At 67.2% G+C, this 19,546-nt stretch carries 18 protein-coding genes; 13 read left to right on the forward strand and 5 right to left on the reverse strand.

The annotated features are described in order from the left end of the window. Positions 1-265 precede the first annotated feature (265 nt). From phnY to psrA, 3 genes are all read right to left on the reverse strand, one after another. Positions 266-1,711, reverse strand: coding sequence for a phosphonoacetaldehyde dehydrogenase (phnY, locus tag CF68_RS13065; RefSeq protein ID WP_035819393.1), 1,446 nt, complete (start codon positions 1,709-1,711; stop codon positions 266-268). Positions 1,712-1,796: 85 nt separating this feature from the next. Then, positions 1,797-3,101: an MFS transporter gene (locus CF68_RS13070; RefSeq protein WP_035819395.1), complete on the reverse strand. Its 1,305-nt coding sequence runs from the start codon at positions 3,099-3,101 to the stop codon at positions 1,797-1,799. A gap of 77 nt (positions 3,102-3,178) precedes the next feature. After that, positions 3,179-4,270, reverse strand: coding sequence for an iron-containing alcohol dehydrogenase PsrA (gene psrA / locus CF68_RS13075; RefSeq protein WP_035819396.1), 1,092 nt, complete (start codon positions 4,268-4,270; stop codon positions 3,179-3,181). A gap of 244 nt (positions 4,271-4,514) precedes the next feature. Here psrA and CF68_RS13080 point away from each other — a divergent pair, with 244 nt between their 5' ends. Beyond that, the gene (locus tag CF68_RS13080; protein WP_051591520.1) at positions 4,515-5,423 is read left to right on the forward strand and encodes a LysR substrate-binding domain-containing protein; all 909 of its coding nucleotides are present in this window, start codon (positions 4,515-4,517) and stop codon (positions 5,421-5,423) included. 35 nt (positions 5,424-5,458) lie between these two features. Here CF68_RS13080 and CF68_RS13085 read toward each other — a convergent pair whose 3' ends face one another. After that, positions 5,459-6,235, reverse strand: a complete 777-nt coding sequence (locus tag CF68_RS13085) for a DUF899 domain-containing protein (protein ID WP_035819398.1) — start codon at positions 6,233-6,235, stop codon at positions 5,459-5,461. 98 nt (positions 6,236-6,333) lie between these two features. Between CF68_RS13085 and CF68_RS13090 the strand changes: the two genes are divergently transcribed. The 6 genes from CF68_RS13090 to CF68_RS13115 all read left to right on the forward strand — a co-directional run bounded on the left by CF68_RS13090 (position 6,334) and on the right by CF68_RS13115 (position 11,057). Then, positions 6,334-7,554 (forward strand): hypothetical protein, encoded by a 1,221-nt coding sequence (locus CF68_RS13090; RefSeq protein ID WP_035819400.1) that lies wholly within the window; start codon positions 6,334-6,336, stop codon positions 7,552-7,554. Between the two features lie 34 nt (positions 7,555-7,588). Further along, complete coding sequence (locus tag CF68_RS13095) at positions 7,589-8,257, forward strand: glutamine cyclotransferase (RefSeq protein WP_035819403.1); 669 nt, start codon at positions 7,589-7,591, stop codon at positions 8,255-8,257. A 108-nt stretch (positions 8,258-8,365) separates the two neighbouring features. Beyond that, positions 8,366-8,560 carry a lipoprotein gene (locus CF68_RS13100; protein WP_010813486.1) on the forward strand — a complete coding sequence of 65 codons (195 nt, stop codon included), beginning with the start codon at positions 8,366-8,368 and terminating at the stop codon, positions 8,558-8,560. A gap of 118 nt (positions 8,561-8,678) precedes the next feature. Then, positions 8,679-9,212 carry a hypothetical protein gene (locus CF68_RS13105; RefSeq protein WP_035819406.1) on the forward strand — a complete coding sequence of 178 codons (534 nt, stop codon included), beginning with the start codon at positions 8,679-8,681 and terminating at the stop codon, positions 9,210-9,212. A gap of 76 nt (positions 9,213-9,288) precedes the next feature. Then, positions 9,289-10,539: a phosphoglycerate dehydrogenase gene (serA, locus tag CF68_RS13110; protein WP_369798866.1), complete on the forward strand. Its 1,251-nt coding sequence runs from the start codon at positions 9,289-9,291 to the stop codon at positions 10,537-10,539. A gap of 170 nt (positions 10,540-10,709) precedes the next feature. Next, a complete protein-coding gene (locus CF68_RS13115) occupies positions 10,710-11,057 on the forward strand; it encodes a hypothetical protein (protein WP_035819530.1) in 348 nt (115 codons plus the stop codon). Positions 11,058-11,122: 65 nt separating this feature from the next. Here the strand turns inward: CF68_RS13115 and CF68_RS13120 are convergent, their stop codons facing one another. Then, complete coding sequence (locus CF68_RS13120) at positions 11,123-12,127, reverse strand: tripartite tricarboxylate transporter substrate binding protein (protein ID WP_035819409.1); 1,005 nt, start codon at positions 12,125-12,127, stop codon at positions 11,123-11,125. A 331-nt stretch (positions 12,128-12,458) separates the two neighbouring features. Between CF68_RS13120 and CF68_RS13125 the strand changes: the two genes are divergently transcribed. The 6 genes from CF68_RS13125 (at position 12,459) to CF68_RS13150 (ending at position 19,487) form a co-directional block, all read left to right on the forward strand. Beyond that, positions 12,459-15,164 (forward strand): LuxR C-terminal-related transcriptional regulator, encoded by a 2,706-nt coding sequence (locus tag CF68_RS13125; RefSeq protein ID WP_051591521.1) that lies wholly within the window; start codon positions 12,459-12,461, stop codon positions 15,162-15,164. 111 nt (positions 15,165-15,275) lie between these two features. Then, positions 15,276-15,443 (forward strand): periplasmic nitrate reductase, NapE protein, encoded by a 168-nt coding sequence (gene napE, locus CF68_RS13130; RefSeq protein WP_369798867.1) that lies wholly within the window; start codon positions 15,276-15,278, stop codon positions 15,441-15,443. A gap of 106 nt (positions 15,444-15,549) precedes the next feature. Continuing rightward, a complete protein-coding gene (locus CF68_RS13135) occupies positions 15,550-15,888 on the forward strand; it encodes a chaperone NapD (protein ID WP_035819411.1) in 339 nt (112 codons plus the stop codon). Continuing rightward, positions 15,885-18,380, forward strand: coding sequence for a periplasmic nitrate reductase subunit alpha (gene napA, locus CF68_RS13140; protein WP_035819414.1), 2,496 nt, complete (start codon positions 15,885-15,887; stop codon positions 18,378-18,380). Before CF68_RS13135 ends, napA begins: the two co-directional genes overlap by 4 nt. 24 nt (positions 18,381-18,404) lie before the next feature. After that, positions 18,405-18,887 carry a nitrate reductase cytochrome c-type subunit gene (locus tag CF68_RS13145; protein ID WP_035819417.1) on the forward strand — a complete coding sequence of 161 codons (483 nt, stop codon included), beginning with the start codon at positions 18,405-18,407 and terminating at the stop codon, positions 18,885-18,887. A 12-nt stretch (positions 18,888-18,899) separates the two neighbouring features. After that, positions 18,900-19,487 carry a cytochrome c3 family protein gene (locus tag CF68_RS13150; protein WP_035819535.1) on the forward strand — a complete coding sequence of 196 codons (588 nt, stop codon included), beginning with the start codon at positions 18,900-18,902 and terminating at the stop codon, positions 19,485-19,487. The last annotated feature ends 59 nt before the right edge of the window (positions 19,488-19,546 follow it).

Genomic DNA, 19,546 nt, shown 5'->3' on the forward strand with positions numbered 1-19,546 from the left:
GGGTTCGTCCAATAGTCCGTCGACGTAGGCATCGGACAGGGAGCGTAGCTGGGTCGAACGGGCAACCACGCCCAAACGGCAAGCACCGCCGCTCGAACCACCAACGCCGTGGAATGGATGGCCAGCCGCCCAGGCGACGCGCTCTTTGGTTACTTTCTGTCGCTCGGACAGAAAGTGACTCGCCGGCTACGCCGGCGAAACAGCCCACTCTAGTCAAGGCCGACAACCGACCGCATGGCGACAAGCCAACCACGAACCACCCCTACTACCAAGGCAACGAATACGTCTTGGTATTAGTAAAACTCTTCATCGCCTCCAACACCCCTTCCTTGTACCCCAGCCCAGAGTCCTTGATCCCACCAAACGGCGTCAGCTCCAGCCGATACCCTGGCACCTCCCGCACATTGACGCTGCCGACCTTCAGCTCACGCACAAAACGCGTGATGTAGTCGAGCCGGTTGGTGCAGACCGACGACGACAGCCCGTAGGCGGTGCCATTCGAGATGCGTATCGCATCCTCGATGTCCCTGAAGCGGATCACCGGCGACACCGGCCCGAAGGTCTCTCGTTTGGCCACCGTCATTCCGGGATCGACATGATCGAGCACCGTCGGCGAATACAGCGCGCCGCGCCGGATATTGCCGTAGCGCAGCGTGGCCCCGGCGGCAATCGCTTCATTGACCACGGCTTCGAACTGGATCGCGGCGGCTTCGTCGATGACCGTGCCCATGTCCACCTTCGGGTCCATGGGATCGCCGTAGCTGAGCGCTTCGGTCTTGGCCACCAGCAGGTCGACAAAGCGGTCCGCCACCGACTCATGCACCAGCATGCGCTTGATCGCCGTGCAGCGCTGCCCGGAGTTCTTGTACGAGCCGCTGGCCGCCAGCGTGGCGGCCTCTTCCAGGTCCGCGTCTTCCATCACGATGATCGGGTCGTTGCCCCCCAACTCCAGCACCTGGCGCTTGTAGGTGGCAGTGGCGGCAATGTACTTGCCGATCGGCACGCCACCGGTGAAGGTCACCAGGTCCACGTCCGGGTGCGTCAGCATCTCGTCGGCGATCTCGCGCGGGTCGCCGGTAATGACCGACAGCATCTGCGGCGGCAGCCCGGCCTCATACAGGATATCGGCCAGCAGGTAGGCCGCCAGCGGCGTCTTCTCGCTGGGCTTGAGCACCATGCGGTTGTTGGTGGCCACTGACGGCGCCACCTTGTGGATCACCTGGTTGAGCGGATGGTTGAACGGCGTGATCGCGGTGATCACGCCCAGCAACGGTTCACGCAGCGTATAGACCTTGCGGCTCTTGCCATGGTGGGTCAGGTCGCACGAGAACACTTGGCCATCGTCGACCAGCGCCTGGTTGGCGGCAAACAACAGCACGTCGGAGGCGCGGCCCACCTCGTACAGCGAATCCTTGCGGCACAGGCCGGATTCCAGCGTGATGGTGCGCGAGATCTCATCCAGGCGCGAGGCGATGATCTCGCCAGCGCGCATCAGGATCTTGTAGCGTTCATAGCGCGTCAGCGTGGGCTGGTAGTCGCGCGCGATGCGGTAGGCGCGGCGCACGTCGTCTAGCGTGGCCTTCGGCACGGTGGCGATGGCTTCGCCGGTGTACGGATAGGTCACCTCGATCACGTCTTCGCGGTAGATTTTCTCGCCGGCGATGCGCAGCGCTTCATGGCGGATTTCGGGGATGGCTTGCAATGCGGTCATGATCTTGCCCTCTCGGGTCTTGAGCAGTGTGTGGAAGGAGATGCAGCCGTCGCAGGCGGGCCGGCGGCTAGCCGGCCCGGCGCGCTCAGCGGCGGATGAAGGCGGCGATCACGGCGCTGATGATGCAGCTGGTTGCCACGATCGGGAACACCAGCGAGGTATTGCCGGACTGGTCCAGGATGCGGCCGATCAGCGGTTCGCCCAGGCCTGCGAGCAGGTACGAGAAGAAGTTCAGGATGCCGGTGGCGGTGCCCGCGCGCTTGGCGCCGACCAGGTCCGGGCACAGCGCCCAGAAGGACGAGGCGGGGCCGTACACGAAGAAGCCGGCAAGGAACAGCGCGACGATCGCGCCCATGCCCGTGGGCAGCTGGTACATGATCATCGAGGCAATCGCACCCAGCACCATGTAGAGCATGATGGCCTTGCTGCGGCTGGAGCCGAACAGGCGGTCGGAAATCCAGCCGTTGGACAGTGCGCCGAAGGCCATGCCCACCGGCAGCGCCACCGAGATCCAGGCCGGGTCGATCAGCGTCTCGGCGCTTTTCCAGTTCTTGCCCAGGAAGTGCACCGGTACCCAGACGATCAGGCCATAGCGCGCGGCATTCTGAAAACCGATCGACAGGCCCGCGACCAGCAGCCGCGGGTTGCGCAGCACGGCCTTGTAGCGCGACCAGGAGCTTTCATCGGCATCGGTCTCGGATGCCATGGCCTTCTCTGCATCCTCGGCCTTGGCCACGCCGGTATCGGGCGACTTGAAGCCAAGGTCTTCCGGCCGCTCGCGTACGATCAGGAAGAAGGTGATGCCGCCCACCAGCATCAGCAGCACCGGCAGGCGGAAGATCCAGCGCCAGTCCAGGTGCAGGATATTCACGACCACGATCGAGGTGACGAACGACAGCACCGAGGCGCAGCCGGCAGCGAACACGTAGAAGCCGTAGACCTTGCCGCGTTCTTCGGCGCCCCACCAGTTCGACAGCAGCCGGCTGCCGGGTGCCCAGCCAAGGGCCTGGAAGTAGCCGTTGATGCCCCAGGGAATCGCCAGGCTCTTGAAGCCGACGGCGAAGCTGACCACCCAGTTGGCGGCGCACGACAGGATCGCGCCGGCGGTCATGACGCGGCGGCCGCCGAACTTGTCACCCAGGTTGCCGTTGATGGCCTGCCCGATGGCGTAGCACCACAGCAGGCAGGTGGAGGCCCAGCCCAGCGCTTCCTTGGAAAACCCGAATTCCTGCTGGATGCCGGGAATGGCGAAGCCAAAGGTCTGACGCCCCGTGTAGAAGAAGAAGTAGCAGAACATCGCGGCCAGCAGCATGCGCCACTGGGCTCGCCGGAACGAATGCTCGGCCGGGGCGACGAACGCCCCTGCCTGGATGCGATCGGCAGTTTCCATTTTTGTCTCCTCTTGTATTGTCGGCCCGTATTGCGGGCTCGTGTTGGCCGGCGGTACCGTCGGCCGGGGTCGTGCCACTAGGCCGGCACAGCGCCGATGAAGTTCCTGCCCCGGGCGCCGTCCAGCGCACGCGCGATCATGGCGCCGGCCTCGTCGTCGGAGACGCCGTAGTCGGCAAACTCGGTCTTCACGCCCAGGTCCTGCAGGAAGGCGCGCAGCCTCTGCTGCCCGTTGCCCAGCACCGGCCCGAACAACCGCTGCAGCGTGCGGTCGCGGTCGGGCCGGCGTGCCCAGGCTTTTTCGAGCACCATCGGCAGCGTGAACGAGCACGCGATGCCGTGCGGCAGGCCATGGCGCAGCGTCATTTCGTAGGAGATGGAGTGCGCAAGTGCCGTCTTGGTATTGGAGAACGCCAGTCCGGCCTTGAGGGCGGCCAGCGCCATGCGCTCACGCAGGCCAATGTCGTCCAGGTTGCGCACCAGTTCCGGCAAGGTGTCGAAGATGTCCTCCACCGCCGAAATCGCGAAGGTGTCGGAAATCGGGTTGGCGTTGACGTTCCAGATCGATTCCAGCGCGTGGGACAGGGCATCAAGCCCGGTGGAGATCGTGGTGCCCCGTGGCACCGACATCATCAGCTCCGCATCCACGATGGCCGCTTCGGGCCAGGTTGCCTGCAGGTGAAGCGAGTACTTCTTCTGGTTCGCGGCGTCCCAGATGGTGGCCCAGGGCGTCACTTCGCTGCCGGTGCCGGCAGTGGTCGGCACCGCGATCAGCGGCTTGACCTGCGCCGGCGTGAACGACTTGCCCGTCGCCAGCAGGCTGATCAGCGAATCGAACCGCCCCGACCTGGTTCCTACCATCAACGCCTTGGCGGTATCGATCGCGCTGCCGCCGCCGACCGCAACGATGGCGTCGCAAGCGTCGGCGTGTTCCCAGAAGCGGTTGTACAGGCCGGACAACTGGGCGACATCCGGGTTCGGCTGCACATCTTCGATCAGCCCGACAAGGTCTGCGCCCAGCAGGGCTTCAAGCCGCGCCACCAGTCCCAGCGCGCGCGCTTCGGGAAACGTCACGACGATGACGCGCCGGCCGTGCAGCAGGGCCGGGAGCTGGTCAAGGCTGCCAGCCCCGCAATGGATCGACACGGGGTTGTGGTAGGCATGGTTCATGGGGTCTCCTCGCTTCTTTCTTGGGTAGCCTGGGCGGCGGCTCGGGCCGCGTTCCTTGGTGGCTGAAGTTTGGGAGACGCCAAACCCCCGGTCCAATCGCATCTTTGACGGCGAGGTGCGCCAAAACCGATGGATCGCCGGCACGCTGCTAGCCTCGGGGAAACCCTGTACGCAACGGCACGCGTCTGTGGGAGACTCGCCGCACACGCCGCGCAGAACGGCGGCCAGCCCCCATCGAGACCCCATGTTCCACCAGTACTACAAGTCGATCCGCTGCTTCCATGCGGTCGCCCGGACGGGCGGCTTCACTGCCGCGGCGCAATACCTGCATATCGGGCAGCCGACCGTGACCGACCAGGTCAAGGCACTGGAGACGCGCTTCGGCGTGGAGCTGTTCCTGCGCGCGGGCCGCACCGTGCGCCTGACCGACACCGGCGAGCGGCTCTACGCCATCACCCAGGGATTGTTCGGGCAGGAAGAAGAGGCCATGCAGTTCCTGCAGAGCGCGCACAAGCTCAAGACCGGGCTGGTGCGCGTGGGCGCGGTGTCACCGCCGATCGCGCTGGGGCTGGCGCGTAGTTTCCGTTCCACGCATGCTTCGCTGGAACTGACGGTCACCATCGGCTCGGAAGCCTCGGTGCTGCGCGGCCTGCAGGATTTCGATATCGACGTCGGCATCCTGGCCGAGCCCGATCCGGTCGATGGCCTGCATATCGCGCCGTATCGGAGAGAGCGCATCGTTGCCGTGATGCCGGCTGGCCATCCGCTGGCCGCGCGCCCTTCGATCACGGTGCAAGACGTCGCCGGCGAAGCCGTGATCCTGCGCGAGCCGGGATCGAAGACCCGGCTTCGTGTCGAACGCGCGTGCGCACAGCATGGCGTAGCGCTGAACTGCGTGATGGAGATCAACAGCCGCGAAGCCATCCTGCATGCGGTGGCCAATGGCATGGGCATCAGCTTCGTCACGCAGATCGAATGCATCCCGCTGCCGGGCCTGCAGGTGGTGCCGGTCGACGAGCCGCTGCTGTCGATCGACTATTCGCTGTGCTGCCTGGAGGTGCGCAAGGAGCGGCCGCTGATTGCGGCGCTGTTCGCGGTCGCGCTTGGCGAGCACCACCCGGTCATCCGCCCCAACCTGCCCGCACCAACGTAGCCTGTGCGCGGTGAGTACGCTGGAAACGGCCTGCCTCAGCCCTGCTCGTACTCATCGTGCCGGCGCCACCAGACCCCGGCCTCGTTGCGTCCGCGCGGTGCGCGATCCAGCCACTGGTACATGCCCCACAGGCCATCCAGCCCGCGCGCATAGGTGGAATAGGTGTGGTACACAACGCCATCTTCCAGTGCGAAGGCGCTCATGCCGGGCCGGTCGCGCTGGTACGTCGCGGCATCGGTGCCGCACATGGCAGCAAACCGGGCCTCGGCAGCTGCGCCGCCGGCCTCCAGCTCAGGGCGCCAGGCGAATGCCGCCTCGCGCCGGTAGTTGTAGTCGATATTGCCCTGGCGCTGTTGCGCTTCGCTGAACCAGACGTTGAAGTCCGTGTTGAAGTCGCTGCCCTGCGACGACGCCCACGGAAACGTCCAGCCCATGCGCCGCTGGTACGCCTGCAATTTCGCCAACGGTGCCCGCGACACCGCGGCCAGCGTGACGTCGTGATGCGCCAGGTGGACGGCAAAGCCGTCAAACCCGTCCGCAATCGCGGAGCAGGACGGGCACCCTGCCTGGTAGTCCGGGCCGAACATGAAGTGGTAGACCAGCAGTTGCGAACGTCCCTGGAACAGGTCTGCCAGCGAGGCGCTGCCCGCCGCGGTCTCGAACCGGTAGGGCTTGTCGATTCGAACCCACGGCAACGCCTGGCGCTGCCGTGCCAGTTCATCGCTGCGTCGGGTGAGATCCTTTTCGGCCTCGAGCAGTTCACGCCGCGCGGCCAGCCAGGCTTCACGGGTTCCGGTGCTGTGTGTGGTCATCGTGCATCCCTCCGTTGGTTGGTGTTCATGTGCTAGATTAGGCGCCGGCTTCCAACGGTGGGAGTGACAAGTGTGGCGGGATTTCTGGCGGGATTCGGATGGACTCACGCATTGCCGCCGCGGCGCTCGCGCTTGCCGCGGGTGATCCGCTTGGCGCGCTGAACCGGGTTGCCCTGCGCGACGATCCGCCGGCGCTGGCGCTGCGCGGCATCGCCATGGCCCAGCTTGGCGACTTCATCCGCGCCCGGGCACTGTTGCGCAGCGCGGCGCGCGCCTTCGGTCCGCGCGAAGCCGTAGCGCGCGCCAGGTGCGTGGTGGCCGAAACGGAGATCGCCTTTGTCTCTCGCGACCTGGCCTGGCCGGCAAAGACGTTGGACAGCGCGCGCGCCACCCTTGAAGCGCACGGCGACTGGGTCAACGCCGCCCATGCGCGGTATCTGGCGATCCGGCGGCTGCTGCTGATCGGCCGCATCGACGACGCCGAGCAGGCGCTGGCCGGGCTCGACCCCACCCCCTTCCCGCCCGCGTTGCGCACAGCCCATGCCCTGATCGTGGCTGGCATTGCGATGCGGCGCGTGCAGACCAGGCCGGCGCGCATCGCGCTGGCACAGGCCGCGCACGCGGCGCAGCGCGCCGGCATCCCATCCTTGAGCGCCGAGGTCGAAAGCGCGGCCCAGGCGCTGCACAGCCCCGCGGCACGCCGCATCGCGCGCGGCGAGGAACGGCCGCTGCTGCTCGAGGAAGTCGAAGCGCTGCTGGCGTCGAAAGCGCTGGTCGTGGATGCGTGCCGCTATGCCGTGCGCTGCGCTGGCACCGCGGTCCCGCTCGCCAGGCGGCCGGTGTTGTTCACGCTGGCGCGCGCGCTGGCCGAGGCCTGGCCCGCCGACGTGCCCCGGGACATGCTGATCGCGCACGCCTTCCGCACCAGGCACGCCGATGCTTCGCACCGCGCGCGGCTGCGTGTCGAGATCGGGCGGCTGCGCGCGGTGCTTGGCGCATTTGCCGGCGTCACGGCAACCGGGCGCGGCTTCGCGCTGGTGCCGCACCGCGCGCGCGAGGTGGTGGTGCTGGCCCGGCCCGTGGAAGAGAAACACGCGGCGTTGCTCGCCTTGCTGGCCGATGGCGAGTCATGGTCCAGCTCTGCCCTAGCGCTGGCGCTGGGTGCCAGCCAGCGCTCGGTGCAACGGGCACTTGAAACGCTGGCGGCCGCGGGCAAGATCCAGTCCCTTGGCCACGGGCGCGCGCGCCGCTGGATGACGCCGCCGGTGCCGGGATTCACGACGGCCTTGTTACTCCCCTCGCCGCTGCCGATTGACTAGCATGTAGCCATCCCCAAGCCACCAGGATGACAACATGAAACGATCACAAGCCGAAGTGCTTCGCGAGTATGGTCCCTTCCCCGGGGTCGAGAACGTCCACGGTGTCAGCTATGACGGCCAGCGGGTCTGGTTTGCCAGCGGAGACAAGCTCAATGCCCTGGACCCGGTCACCGGCAGGACACTGCGCTCGCTCGATGTCCCCGCCCATGCCGGAACGGCTTTCGACGGCCAGCACCTGTACCAGATTGCCGAGGACCGGATCCAGAAGATCGATCCGCAAAGCGGCCGCGTGCTGGCCACGATCCCCGCGCCGGGCGGCGGCGGCGACTCGGGGCTTGCCTGGGCCGAAGGCACCTTGTGGGTGGGCCAGTACCGGGAGCGGAAGATCCACCAGGTCGATCCGCAGACCGGTGCGATCCTGCGCACCATCACGTCCGACCGCTTTGTCACTGGCGTCACCTGGGTCGATGCCGAGCTCTGGCACGGCACCTGGGAAGGCGACCAGAGCGAGCTGCGGCACATCGACCCGCAATCGGGCGCGGTGCTGGAATCGGTCACCATGCCGGCCGGCGCGGGCGTGTCGGGGCTGGAGTCCGATGGCGGCGACCAGTTCTTCTGCGGTGGCGGCAACAGCGGCAAGATCCGCGCGGTGCGCCGGCCCAGGCCAGCCGGGAAGCGCCCCGCCGACGCCGCCGGCAAATAGCCGGCATTCACCCTGAACGGGCGGCTTTCACTATTCCTTACAGACAAAGACGCTGCCACCATCTATTCTCCTGTCGCAAATGGAATCCCCCACAACAAGGAGAATGCGATGAAATCCGCTCTGGCCCTTCTGGTCGCCTGCAGCGCACTGCTGGGCGGCTGCGTGGTAGCCCCCTATGACACCTACGGCAGCGGCCCCCAGGGCTGCCCGCCGGGGCAGGCAAAGAAGGGCAACTGCCGCGTCGACCCGTACGGCAACGAGTCCTTCTGTCCGCCGGGACAGGCCAAGAAAGGCCGCTGCTAAGCCAGCGCCGGCGCCGCACTGGCCGGCCGGTCCTGGCTGGCACCAGCCGGTGTTGCACGGGCCGGCCTGGCGGACGGAAAATGGCGGGATGCGGGCATCTCGTCCGCAGGAGAGCGCCATGCAATCCCGCACGCCATCCCGGTATCTCGGCAAACTGTGCGTTGCCGCTGTCGTGCTCGGCTCGCTCGGGGCCTGTGCGACCTTGCAGCCGGAACAGACCGGCAAGCAAATGATCGGCAGCCCTGAAAGTGCCGTACGCAGTACCTTCGGATCCCCCACCGAGACCTACCGCCTCGCCGACGGCACCACCCGCTGGATCTGGTCGCGCCAGCCCCTCGGCCATGAGGTCTATGCCGCTGATTTCGACGCCAGCGGCAAGCTCACCAACTATCGCCAGATGCTGACCGAGACGGAGATCTACCGCGCCCAGGTCGGGACCTGGACCAAGAAGGACGTGCAGGAGCGCTTTGGCCTGCCGCGCGAGCCCATCCAGTACTACTCGCTGATGAAGCGTGAGGCCTGGTCCTGGCGCATGTACAAGGATGGCTTGCAGACCGCGCATTTCAGCTGCTACTTCGATGATGCCGGCGTGCTGCGCCAGACCATGATCATCGTCGACCCGCTCGGCGGCGACTCGCGCCACTCGCGCTGAAGCAAGGCCAGCGAGGCAGCCGGTGCCATTGCCGGCAGCAGGGGCTCCCCGGCCCACGGGCCTTTTTGCGCGCAGAATGGTGGTGATGCGGCAACCGCCGCCCACCCTCCATGCGGAAAAGAACGTGACCACTGCGATCCTGCTCGAGAACATCCACCAGAGTGCCAACGCCCGGCTGGCTGAAGCCGGCCTGCAGGTCGAGCGCCGCACCGGCGCCCTGGCCGGTGCCGAACTGCGCCAGGTGCTGGCCAGCCACGACGTGGTCGGCATCCGCTCTGCCACCCACCTGCGCGCCGACGACATCCGCAGCGCGCCCGGGCTGCTCTCGGTTGGCTGCTTCTGCATCGGCACCTCGCAGGTGGACCTGGAAGCCGCCACCACCGCCGGCATCCCGGTGTTCAACGCGCCCTTCTCCAACACCCGCTCGGTGGCCGAGCTGGTGGTGTCCGAAGCGGTGATGCTGCTGCGCCGGATCCCGGAGAAGAACACCCTGGCACACGCCGGCAAGTGGGCCAAGGGCGCCGCCGGCGCGTTCGAGGCGCGCGGCAAGACCATTGCCATCGTCGGCTACGGCAATATCGGCTCGCAGGTGGGCGTGCTGGCCGAATCGATGGGCATGCGCGTGGTCTACTACGACGTGCTGGCGCGGCTCTCGCACGGCTCCGCGCGCGCTGCGGGATCGCTGGAAGAAGCCGTGTCGCAGGCCGAAGTGGTGACCCTGCATGTGCCAGCCACGCCGCGCACGCGCAATATGATCGATGCGCGCATCCTGGCCGCCTGCAAGCCGGGCGCGATCCTGATCAATGCCTCGCGCGGCAGCGTGGTGGACATCGCCGCACTGGCCGCGGCGCTGCGCGAGAAACGCCTGGGCGGTGCCGCCATCGACGTGTTCCCGGAGGAGCCGAAGACCAACAACGATCCTTTCGTCAGCGAACTGCAGAACCTGCCCAACGTGCTGCTGACCCCGCACGTGGGCGGCAGCACCGAAGAGGCGCAGGAGAATATCGGCACCGAAGTGGCGGCCAAGCTGGCGCACTTCCTGGCCACCGGCGGCACCATCGGCGCCGTCAACCTCCCCGAAGTCGATCCCGGCCCGCTGCACGCGCCGGCGCGGCTGCTCAACGTGCACGGCAACGCGCCGGGCGCCCTGGCGGCGCTGAACACGCTGCTGGCGCAGGAGAGCGTGAATATCACCGGCCAGCACCTGCAGACGCGCGGCCACACCGGCTATGTGGTCACCGACCTCGACCGTGTGCCGTCAGACCAGTTGATGCAGGCGCTGCGCACCCATGCAGGCTTTGCCCGCTCGCGGCTGATCCTGCGGTAGGACAGCGGCCGTCACCAAGCTCAATTGTCACAAAAGTGTCATAACCCTTAAGAATGTTCTGAAACCGTCGCTATGATGAATATGGCCCACGCGCGGATCCATGGGCCTGCACTGTGCCGGTTCTCAGTGGCGGCCTGTCTCTGCGCCACGCTGACAATAAGAGGGTAGTCATGAAAGCGGTCGAACTCAGCAGGAAGGCCGCCGGCGTTGCCGGCCGGCTGGTCGCAGCAGGTCTTCTGGCAGCCGCGGGGGCCGGCCCCGCTGCCGCGCATACCGGCACCATTACGTTCCTTGGGGGAATCTCGTACCCGTCCTGTGGCTTCAGTCCGTCGGCCGGACTGTTGCAGGCGAGCTGCCAGCAGCCGTCGGGGCAGATCGTCTCGGCCCCTTTGCCGATGTCGCCTGCGCGGATGCCCGGGCAAGCCCGCATCGGCGTGGCGAGGCTGGACGTCGAGCCCGCCCGTGCCGGGCAACGCGGCACGCCGGACGCGTACGTGGTGGTAGTGACCTACCAGTAAACGGCACGGCAGGCAGGTGCCCGCACAAGCCGGCCCTGCCTGCCGCCATCCCTGCCGGGGCCGCGTCAGTCCAGGCGGATATTGGACGCCCGGATCGCTTCGGCCCAGTAGGTCTGCTCCACCTTCACCACATCGGCAAAGGCCGCGGGGGAACTTCCCTTGACGATGATGCCGAGATCGACCAGCCGTGTGTGCAGCTCGGGGTTGGCCAGCACGCGGTTGACGTCGGCAGACACCTTGTCGACCACGGCGCGCGGCGTCGCCGCCGGCGCGAACAGGCCCAGCCAGCCCTGGCGCTCCAGCCCGGACACGCCCGCCTCCTGGAAGGTCGGCACATCCGGCAGCAGCGGCGAGCGCGATTGCCCGGCCACGGCGACCACCTTGAGCTTGCCGGCGCGCGCATGCTGGCGCGCGGTGACCGCGGCCACGATGCCGGCGGGCAGTTGGCCGCCAAGCAGGTCATTGACCAGCGGGCCCTCGCCCTTGTAGGGCACGTGGGTCAGCTCGACCCTGGCGTTGCGGCCGAAGATCTCCATCTGCAGATGCCCGCTGGAACCCAGCCCGTAGGTGCCGTACGGCAGCGGCTTGCCCAGCTTGCGGATGTAGTCGATCAGTTGCTTCACGTTGGCCGTCGGCACGTCGGGCTGGACTACCAGCGCCAAGTTGGCTGTCGCCAGCTCCGAGATCGGCGCGAAGTCACGCACCGCGTTGTAGGTTGCCTTGCTGTACAGGAGCGGGGCCTGCACCAGGCCAGTCAGCGCGAACAACAGCGTATAGCCGTCCGGCTCGGCCTTGGCCACCATGTCCGCGCCGATCATGCCCCCCGCTCCCGGCCGGTTGTCCACCACCACGGCCTTGCCCCATGCCTTGGCAAGGCCGTCCGCGACCATGCGCGCGACCACGTCGCCGGTCCCCCCCGCGGCATACGGCATCACGACGCGCACCGTGCGTGCCGGGAAATCCACCCCCGCACCACCCTGCGCCCGCGCGCCCAGCCCGACCCCTGCCAGCGCCGCACCCGCGACGCCCAGACCCATTTGCTGCAAAACCCTGCGCCTGCCTTGCTGCATACCTTGTCTCCTGTGTCTCGTCTCCGGCAGCCGGCCTCGTGCCGTGCCGGCATCCTGCCCCGCCATGCCCGGCCAGCCTCTGTGGGCCGCTGCCGGGAGCGCGTGCGGGCCACTGTAGGAGGCTCGGGCGCCGGTGTCGTCTGCCAAAGGGAGGAAAATCAGCAATCCGCCAGAATCGTCCAAACGAACTAGGACGCAACCCTTAGGGCCGTGGAACAATCGCCCGGACCTGATGCCCTCCCGCCAAAAAATTGCCGATACAGCACTTATGATCTTGTCCGCCGCATGCGGGCCAGGGTGGCGGTGACGGCCATCGCCCTAGGAGAGTGCATTGCATCCCTTCGACAACCACGCCGTGAGCGGCGGCCCGCTGCCGACGGTGCTCGCATCCAAACTAGCGCCCCCCGTGGCGCACCCCGCCACGATCGGCCGTCCGCACCTGGTCGCGCGCATGGCGCAGGACCGCGCGGCCCGCGTGATCCTGGTGCGGGCCGCGGCCGGCTTTGGCAAGACCACGCTGATGCAGCAATACGCGGAGCATTGCGCAGCGCAGCAGCAAGCCACGGTGTGGCTGCGCCTGGATGCGGGCGACAATGACCTGGAGCGGCTGCTGGTCCACCTGGACGCCGGCCTGGCCGCGCTGCGCGGCGGCAAGCGGCGCGGCGCGGCAGCGCAGGAGCCGGCCAGCGGACCACGCCTGGCGCAGCGCATCCTGGGGCAAGTGGGCGCCGCGGCGCAGCCGTTCGCGATCGTGCTGGACGATTTCGAGACCTTGCAGAGCCTGCCGGCGCTGGACCTGGTGCAGCAGCTGATCGACGCGATGCCGCCCTGCGGCACGCTGGTGATCGGCTCGCGCACCGCGCCGGAAATCGGCCTGGGCCGGCTGCGTGCACGCGGGCAGTTGCTTGAGATCCCGCCCGCCGCCCTGCATTTTTCCGTCGACGAGGCCACGCAGCTGCTGCGCGGGCGCTGCGGCCTGCCGCTGCGCGACAGCGACATTGCCACGCTGCACCGCCGCACCGAAGGCTGGGCCACCGCGATCTACCTGGCCGCGCTGTCGCTGCAGCAGCGTGGCGACCACGCCGCCTTCGTCGCCGCGTTTTCCGGCACCCATCTGGAGCTGGGCGAATTCCTGGCCGAGGACATCCTGGCGCGGCAATCCGACGCGTGCCGCGCCTTCCTGCTGGAAACCAGCGTGCTGGGCCAGCTGAGCGCGCCGCTGTGCGACGCCCTCACCGGCCGCGCCGACGCGCGCGAGATGCTGGATCACCTCGAACGCGCCAACCTGCTGCTGTTCCCGCTCGATGCCGAACGCACGTGGTACCGCTACCACCGCCTCTTTGCCAGCTTCCTGCAGCACCGGCTGGCCGTGCAGGCGCCGGAGCGGGTCGCGCCGCTGCACCTGGCCGCCGCGCACTGGTACCTGGAGCACGGCTACCCGATCCCCGCGGTGGACCACCTGCTGCAGGCGGGCCGGCATGACGAGGCCCTCAACGCCATTGCCAGCCAGTCCGACTCGCTGCTGGGCACCGGGCGGGTACGCCTGCTGCTGCGCTGGTTCGACCAGATCCATCCCGCAACGCTGGCGCGGCAGCCGGCACTGGCACTGACACGCGCATGGGTGCTGCTGCTTAACCGGCGCCACGCCGAGGCCATGGCCGCACTGGCGCCGTTCCAGCCCGAACTGGAGCAACCCGGCGACGACAACCAGCGCGCGCGCCTGGGGGTGGAAGCACAGACCATCCACTGCGTGCTGCTGGCCCTGACCGACCAGGTCGAGGCCTGCCGCGATGCCGCCGGCGCGCACCTGCGCCGCCTGGCGCCGGACGAGCGCTTCCAGTACCGCATCCTGGCCAATTCGCTGGCCTACGCGCTGATCTGCACGCACCGCTACGACGAAGCGCGCAGCGTGCTCTCGCGGGCGACGCTGCGCGCGCAGCAGCCGCAGTCGGTACGCGGTGTCAGCGACACGCTGGAAGGCGTGATCGACCTGGTGCAGGGACGCCTGGGCAACGCGCTGGCGCGCCTGCGCGCCGCGTCCGGCGACAGTCCGGGCAGCGACGTGTTCTGGGCACTGGCGCTGTATGAGCACGATGCGCTGGAAGAGGCCTGGCGCCTGCTGACCAATGCCCTGCCCTACAGCAAAGGCAACGGCCCGCCCGATTCGATGATCGCCTGCCACGTGCTGAGCGCGCGGCTGGCGCTGGCGCGCGGCGACCGCGGCCAGTGGCTGCAGCGCCTGGCTGAACTGGAGCAACTGGGACAGCAGTCCGGCACTGCGCGCATCGTGTGCTCGGCCTGGCTGGAGCGCGCACGCGTCGCCACGCTGGAGGGCAAGCTGGAAACCGCATTGCAGGCGTTGCAGGCGGCCGACCTGTACGGCGGCTGGGAAGCACTGGACGCCACCGGCCATGCCAACGATATCGACCGGCCTTCCATCGCGCGCTGCCGGCTCGACATCGCGCGCGGCAATATCGCGCCGGCGCTGTCCGCGCTGGATGCCGCCATCGAGGCCGCACTGGCACGCCAGCGCTACTGGCGCCTGATCCGGCTGCGCATCCTGCGCGCCACCGCGCTCGACGGCATGCAGCAGCGCGATGCCGCCCTGCAGGAAATCACCGAAGCCCTGCGCCTGGCCAGCCATGAAGGCTTCTTGCGCTCCTTCCTGGAAGAAGGCGAACGCGTTGCCGTGCTGCTGCGGGCCTGGGCAGGCGCCTATCTGGCACAGGCAGCAGCGCTTGGCGTGGCCGAGCCCTTTGTCGCCAGCCTGCTCGCGCGGCTCACCGACGCAGGCTCGACCAAGCCGGCCGCAGAACCGCCCGCGGAACCGGCGCACCAGCCCGACCCGCTGACCGGGCGCGAACTGGAAGTGCTGCACATGCTGTCCGCGGGTTACCGCAATCGGGTGATCGCGCAGAAGCTGTTCCTGTCCGAGCTGACCGTCAAGTCGCACCTGCGCCGCATCCATGCCAAGCTGGGCGCGCAAAGCCGCACAGAAGCGGTGGCACTGGGCCGCGCGCGCGGCCTGATCCCCTGAGCCGTGGGCACGGGTAAGCGAGTGCAGTCTTGACACCTTGGCTGGCGCTTCCTTTAATGGTGTAACGCATCAGGTGTCTTGCCTGATCACTTTTGCCGATTACTTCACACCATGATGGAAACCGGTGAAGCCCGCGATCCGCAGCGCAAGCAAGAAGAACTGCGCAGTTTCCTTTTCCTGACCGCCGTGATGGTGCCGGTGCTCTCCGTCATCATCGTGGCAGGCTATGGGTTCATTGTCTGGATGACCCAACTGATCAGCGGTCCGCCGTCGCATTGAGCGGCCCGGCAAGCCCGGTGCGCAATACTTGCCGCGACCGGGGCGGCATTTGACAGAAAAAAAAGCTGCAGCACAGACTGAAACGGCATCGAACCGGAGCTTGCGCATGCCCGCAGCAAGACGTGCCATCCCCATCCAGCCGCTGCCCGCGAGCGCAGAGTGGCATATCGCCGGCATCGTCGTGCATGCCATTCCCGACAGCCTGGCGCAGGTGCGCGCCGCGATCGACGCCATCACCGGCGCCGAAGTCCACGCCGCCAGCGATGCCGGCAAGCTCGTGGTCACCATCGAAGCCCCCACCTCGCGCGCCATTGCCGCGCACCTGACCTACCTGCACCAGCTCGAGGGCGTGCTGTCGGCCGCGCTCGTCTACCAGCACAACGAAGACGCCGAGGCGATGCACGAAGCAATGGACCCGGCAATGAACGAGGAGGCAGGCACATGACCATCTCTCGTCGTGACTTCATCAAGCAGACCGCTGTCGCCGCGACCGCATCGGTTGCCGGCGTAACGCTGCCGGCCGGGGCCGCCAACTTTGTCACTGACAGCGACATGACCAAGCTGAAGTGGTCCAAGGCGCCCTGCCGCTTCTGCGGCACCGGCTGCGGCGTGACCGTGGCGGTCAAGGACAACAAGGTGGTGGCCACGCAGGGCGATCCGCAGGCCGAGGTCAACAAGGGCCTGAACTGCGTCAAGGGCTATTTCCTGTCGAAGATCATGTACGGGCAGGACCGGCTGACCAAGCCGCTCTTGCGTATGAAGAACGGCAAGTACGACAAGAACGGCGAATTCGCTCCGGTCACGTGGGAACGCGCCTTCGACGAGATGGAACGCCAGTTCAAGCGCGTACTGAAGGAAAAAGGGCCGACCGCGGTGGGGATGTTCGGTTCCGGCCAGTGGACGGTGTGGGAAGGCTATGCCGCCTCCAAGCTCTACAAGGCGGGCTTCCGCTCCAACAATATCGACCCCAACGCGCGCCACTGCATGGCATCGGCCGTGCAGGGCTTCATGCGTACCTTCGGCATGGACGAGCCGATGGGCTGCTACGACGATTTCGAGGCCGCCGATGCCTTCGTGCTGTGGGGCTCGAACATGGCCGAGATGCACCCGATCCTGTGGACCCGCATCACCGACCGGCGCCTGAGCTACCCCAAGACGCGGGTGGCGGTGCTGTCGACCTTCACGCACCGTTCCTTCGACCTGGCCGACATCCCGGTCATCTTCAAGCCGCAGACCGACCTGGCGATGATGAACTACATCGCCCACTACATCATCAAGAACAACAAGGTCAACAAGGACTTCGTCAACAAGCATACGGTCTTCAAGGAAGGCGTGACCGACATCGGCTATGGCCTGCGCCCGGAACATCCGCTGCAGAAGGCGGCCAAGAACGCTGCCGATCCCGGTGCCTCGCGCCCGATCACCTTCGATGACTTCGCGCGCTTCGTGGCCAAGTACGACGCCGACTACGTCAGCAAGCTGTCGGGCGTGCCCAAGGCCAAGCTGGACCAGCTGGCAGAACTGTATGCCGACCCCAACGTCAAGGTGATGTCGCTGTGGACCATGGGCTTCAACCAGCATACGCGCGGCAGCTGGGCCAACAACATGGTCTACAACCTGCACCTGCTGACCGGCAAGATCGCCACGCCGGGCAACAGCCCGTTCTCGCTGACGGGGCAGCCGTCGGCGTGCGGCACCGCGCGCGAGGTGGGCACCTTCTCGCACCGGCTGCCGGCCGACATGGTGGTGACCAACCCCAAGCACCGCGAAGAGGCCGAGCGCATCTGGAAGCTGCCGGCTGGCACCATCCCCGACAAGCCGGGCTACCACGCCGTGCTGCAGAACCGCATGCTCAAGGACGGCAAGCTCAATGCCTACTGGGTGCAGGTCAACAACAACATGCAGGCCGCCGCCAACCTGATGGAAGAAGGCCTGCCGGGCTACCGCAACCCGCAGAACTTCGTGGTGGTGTCAGACGCCTACCCCACCGTGACCGCGCTGGCCGCCGACCTGATCCTGCCCAGCGCGATGTGGGTGGAAAAGGAAGGCGCCTACGGCAATGCCGAGCGCCGCACGCAGTTCTGGCACCAGCTGGTCGATGCCCCGGGCGACTCGCGCTCCGACCTGTGGCAGCTGATGGAGTTCTCCAAGCGCTTCAAGGTCGAGGACGTCTGGCCCGCCGAGCTGATCGCGAAGAAGCCGGAGTACCGCGGCAAGACCCTGTTCGACGTGCTCTACCGCAATGGCCAGGTCGACAAGTTCCCGCTCAAGGAAGTCAACGCCGAGTACCACAACGCCGAGGCCAAGGCCTTCGGCTTCTATGTGCAGAAAGGCCTGTTTGAAGAGTACGCAACCTTCGGCCGCGGCCACGGCCACGACCTGGCCCCGTTCGACGCCTACCATGAGGCGCGCGGATTGCGCTGGCCGGTGGTCAACGGCAAGGAGACCCGCTGGCGCTACCGCGAGGGCAGCGACCCTTACGTCAAGGCCGGCACCGGCTACCAGTTCTACGGCAACCCCGACGGCAAGGCGGTGATCTTCGCCCTGCCCTACGAGCCGGCAGCCGAGTCGCCCGACAAGGAATACCCGTTCTGGCTGGCCACCGGCCGCGTGCTGGAGCACTGGCATTCCGGCTCGATGACGCGGCGCGTGCCGGAGCTGTATCGCGCCTTCCCCAACGCGGTGGTGTTCATGCATCCGGAAGACGCCAAGGCAATGGGGCTGCGCCGCGGCGTCGAGGTGGAAGTGGTGTCGCGGCGCGGGCGCATGCGCTCGCGCGTGGAGACCCGCGGGCGCGACGCGCCGCCGCGCGGGCTGGTGTTCGTGCCGTGGTTCGATGCCAGCCAGCTGATCAACAAGGTGACGCTGGACGCCACCTGCCCGATCTCGCTGCAGACGGACTTCAAGAAGTGCGCGGTCAAGATCGTCAAGGTCTAGCCCGGAATCGAACAGGGAGACGCCATGAAACCAAGCCGATCCTGGATGCTGGCCCTGTGTGCGCTGCTGCTGGCCGTGCTGGCAATGCCGGCGCACGCCCAGGGCCTGGTCGACGCGATGCGCGGCCCCACGCCCATCGCCAGCGAGAGCAAGGCGCCGCTGCTCTACCCGACCGAGAACAAGGACATCCGCCGCACCCGCAACTACACCATGCAGCCGCCGACGATCCCGCACAAGATCGACGGCTACCAGGTCGACAAGGACTTCAACCGCTGCATGTTCTGCCACGCCCGCACGCGCACCGAGGAAACCCAGGCGATCCCGGTCAGCATCACGCACTACATGGACCGCGACAACAACGTGCTGGCCGACGTCTCGCCGCGCCGCTACTTCTGCACGCAATGCCATGTGCCGCAGGCCGACGCCAAGCCGCTGGTGGGCAACACCTTCATTGACGTCGAGCAGCTGCTCAAGCGCAAGCCCGGCGTCAAGGGCTCATCCAACTAGCGGATGCGCGCCATGCTCGACCTGCTCAAGCGTTACTGGCGAACCATCAACCGGCCCAGCGCGTATTTCAGCCTGGGCTTCCTGACGCTCGGCGGCTTTATCGCCGGCGTGGTGTTCTGGGGCGCATTCAACACCGCGCTGGAACTGACCAACACCGAGCAGTTCTGCACCGGCTGCCACGAGATGCGCGACAACGTCTACCAGGAGCTGCAGGGCACCATCCACTTCACCAACCGCAGCGGCGTGCGCGCCAAGTGCTCGGACTGCCACGTGCCGCACAACTGGACCTCCAAGATGGCGCGCAAGATGCAGGCGTCCAAGGAGGTCTGGGCCAAGATCTTCGGCACCGTCGACACCCGCGAAAAGTTCCAGGCGCACCGGCTCACCCTGGCGCAGCATGAATGGGCACGCTTCAAGGCCAATGATTCACTGGAATGCCGCAACTGCCACGACTACCAGTCGATGGACTTCACGCGCCAGAGCCCGCGCGCGCAGGCCATGCACTCCAACTACCTGGCCAACAAGGAGAAGACCTGCATCGACTGCCACAAGGGCATCGCGCACCACCTTCCCGACATCTCCAAGGCCGAGGAGAAATGACGCGTGCCAGTCCGCTCGCCCGCGCCGCCATCCGAGCTTCCGCCTGAATCCCCATGTTG

Source organism: Cupriavidus sp. SK-4 (genome assembly GCF_000611125.1).
In the GTDB taxonomy this organism is placed as follows: Bacteria; Pseudomonadota; Gammaproteobacteria; order Burkholderiales; family Burkholderiaceae; genus Cupriavidus; species Cupriavidus necator.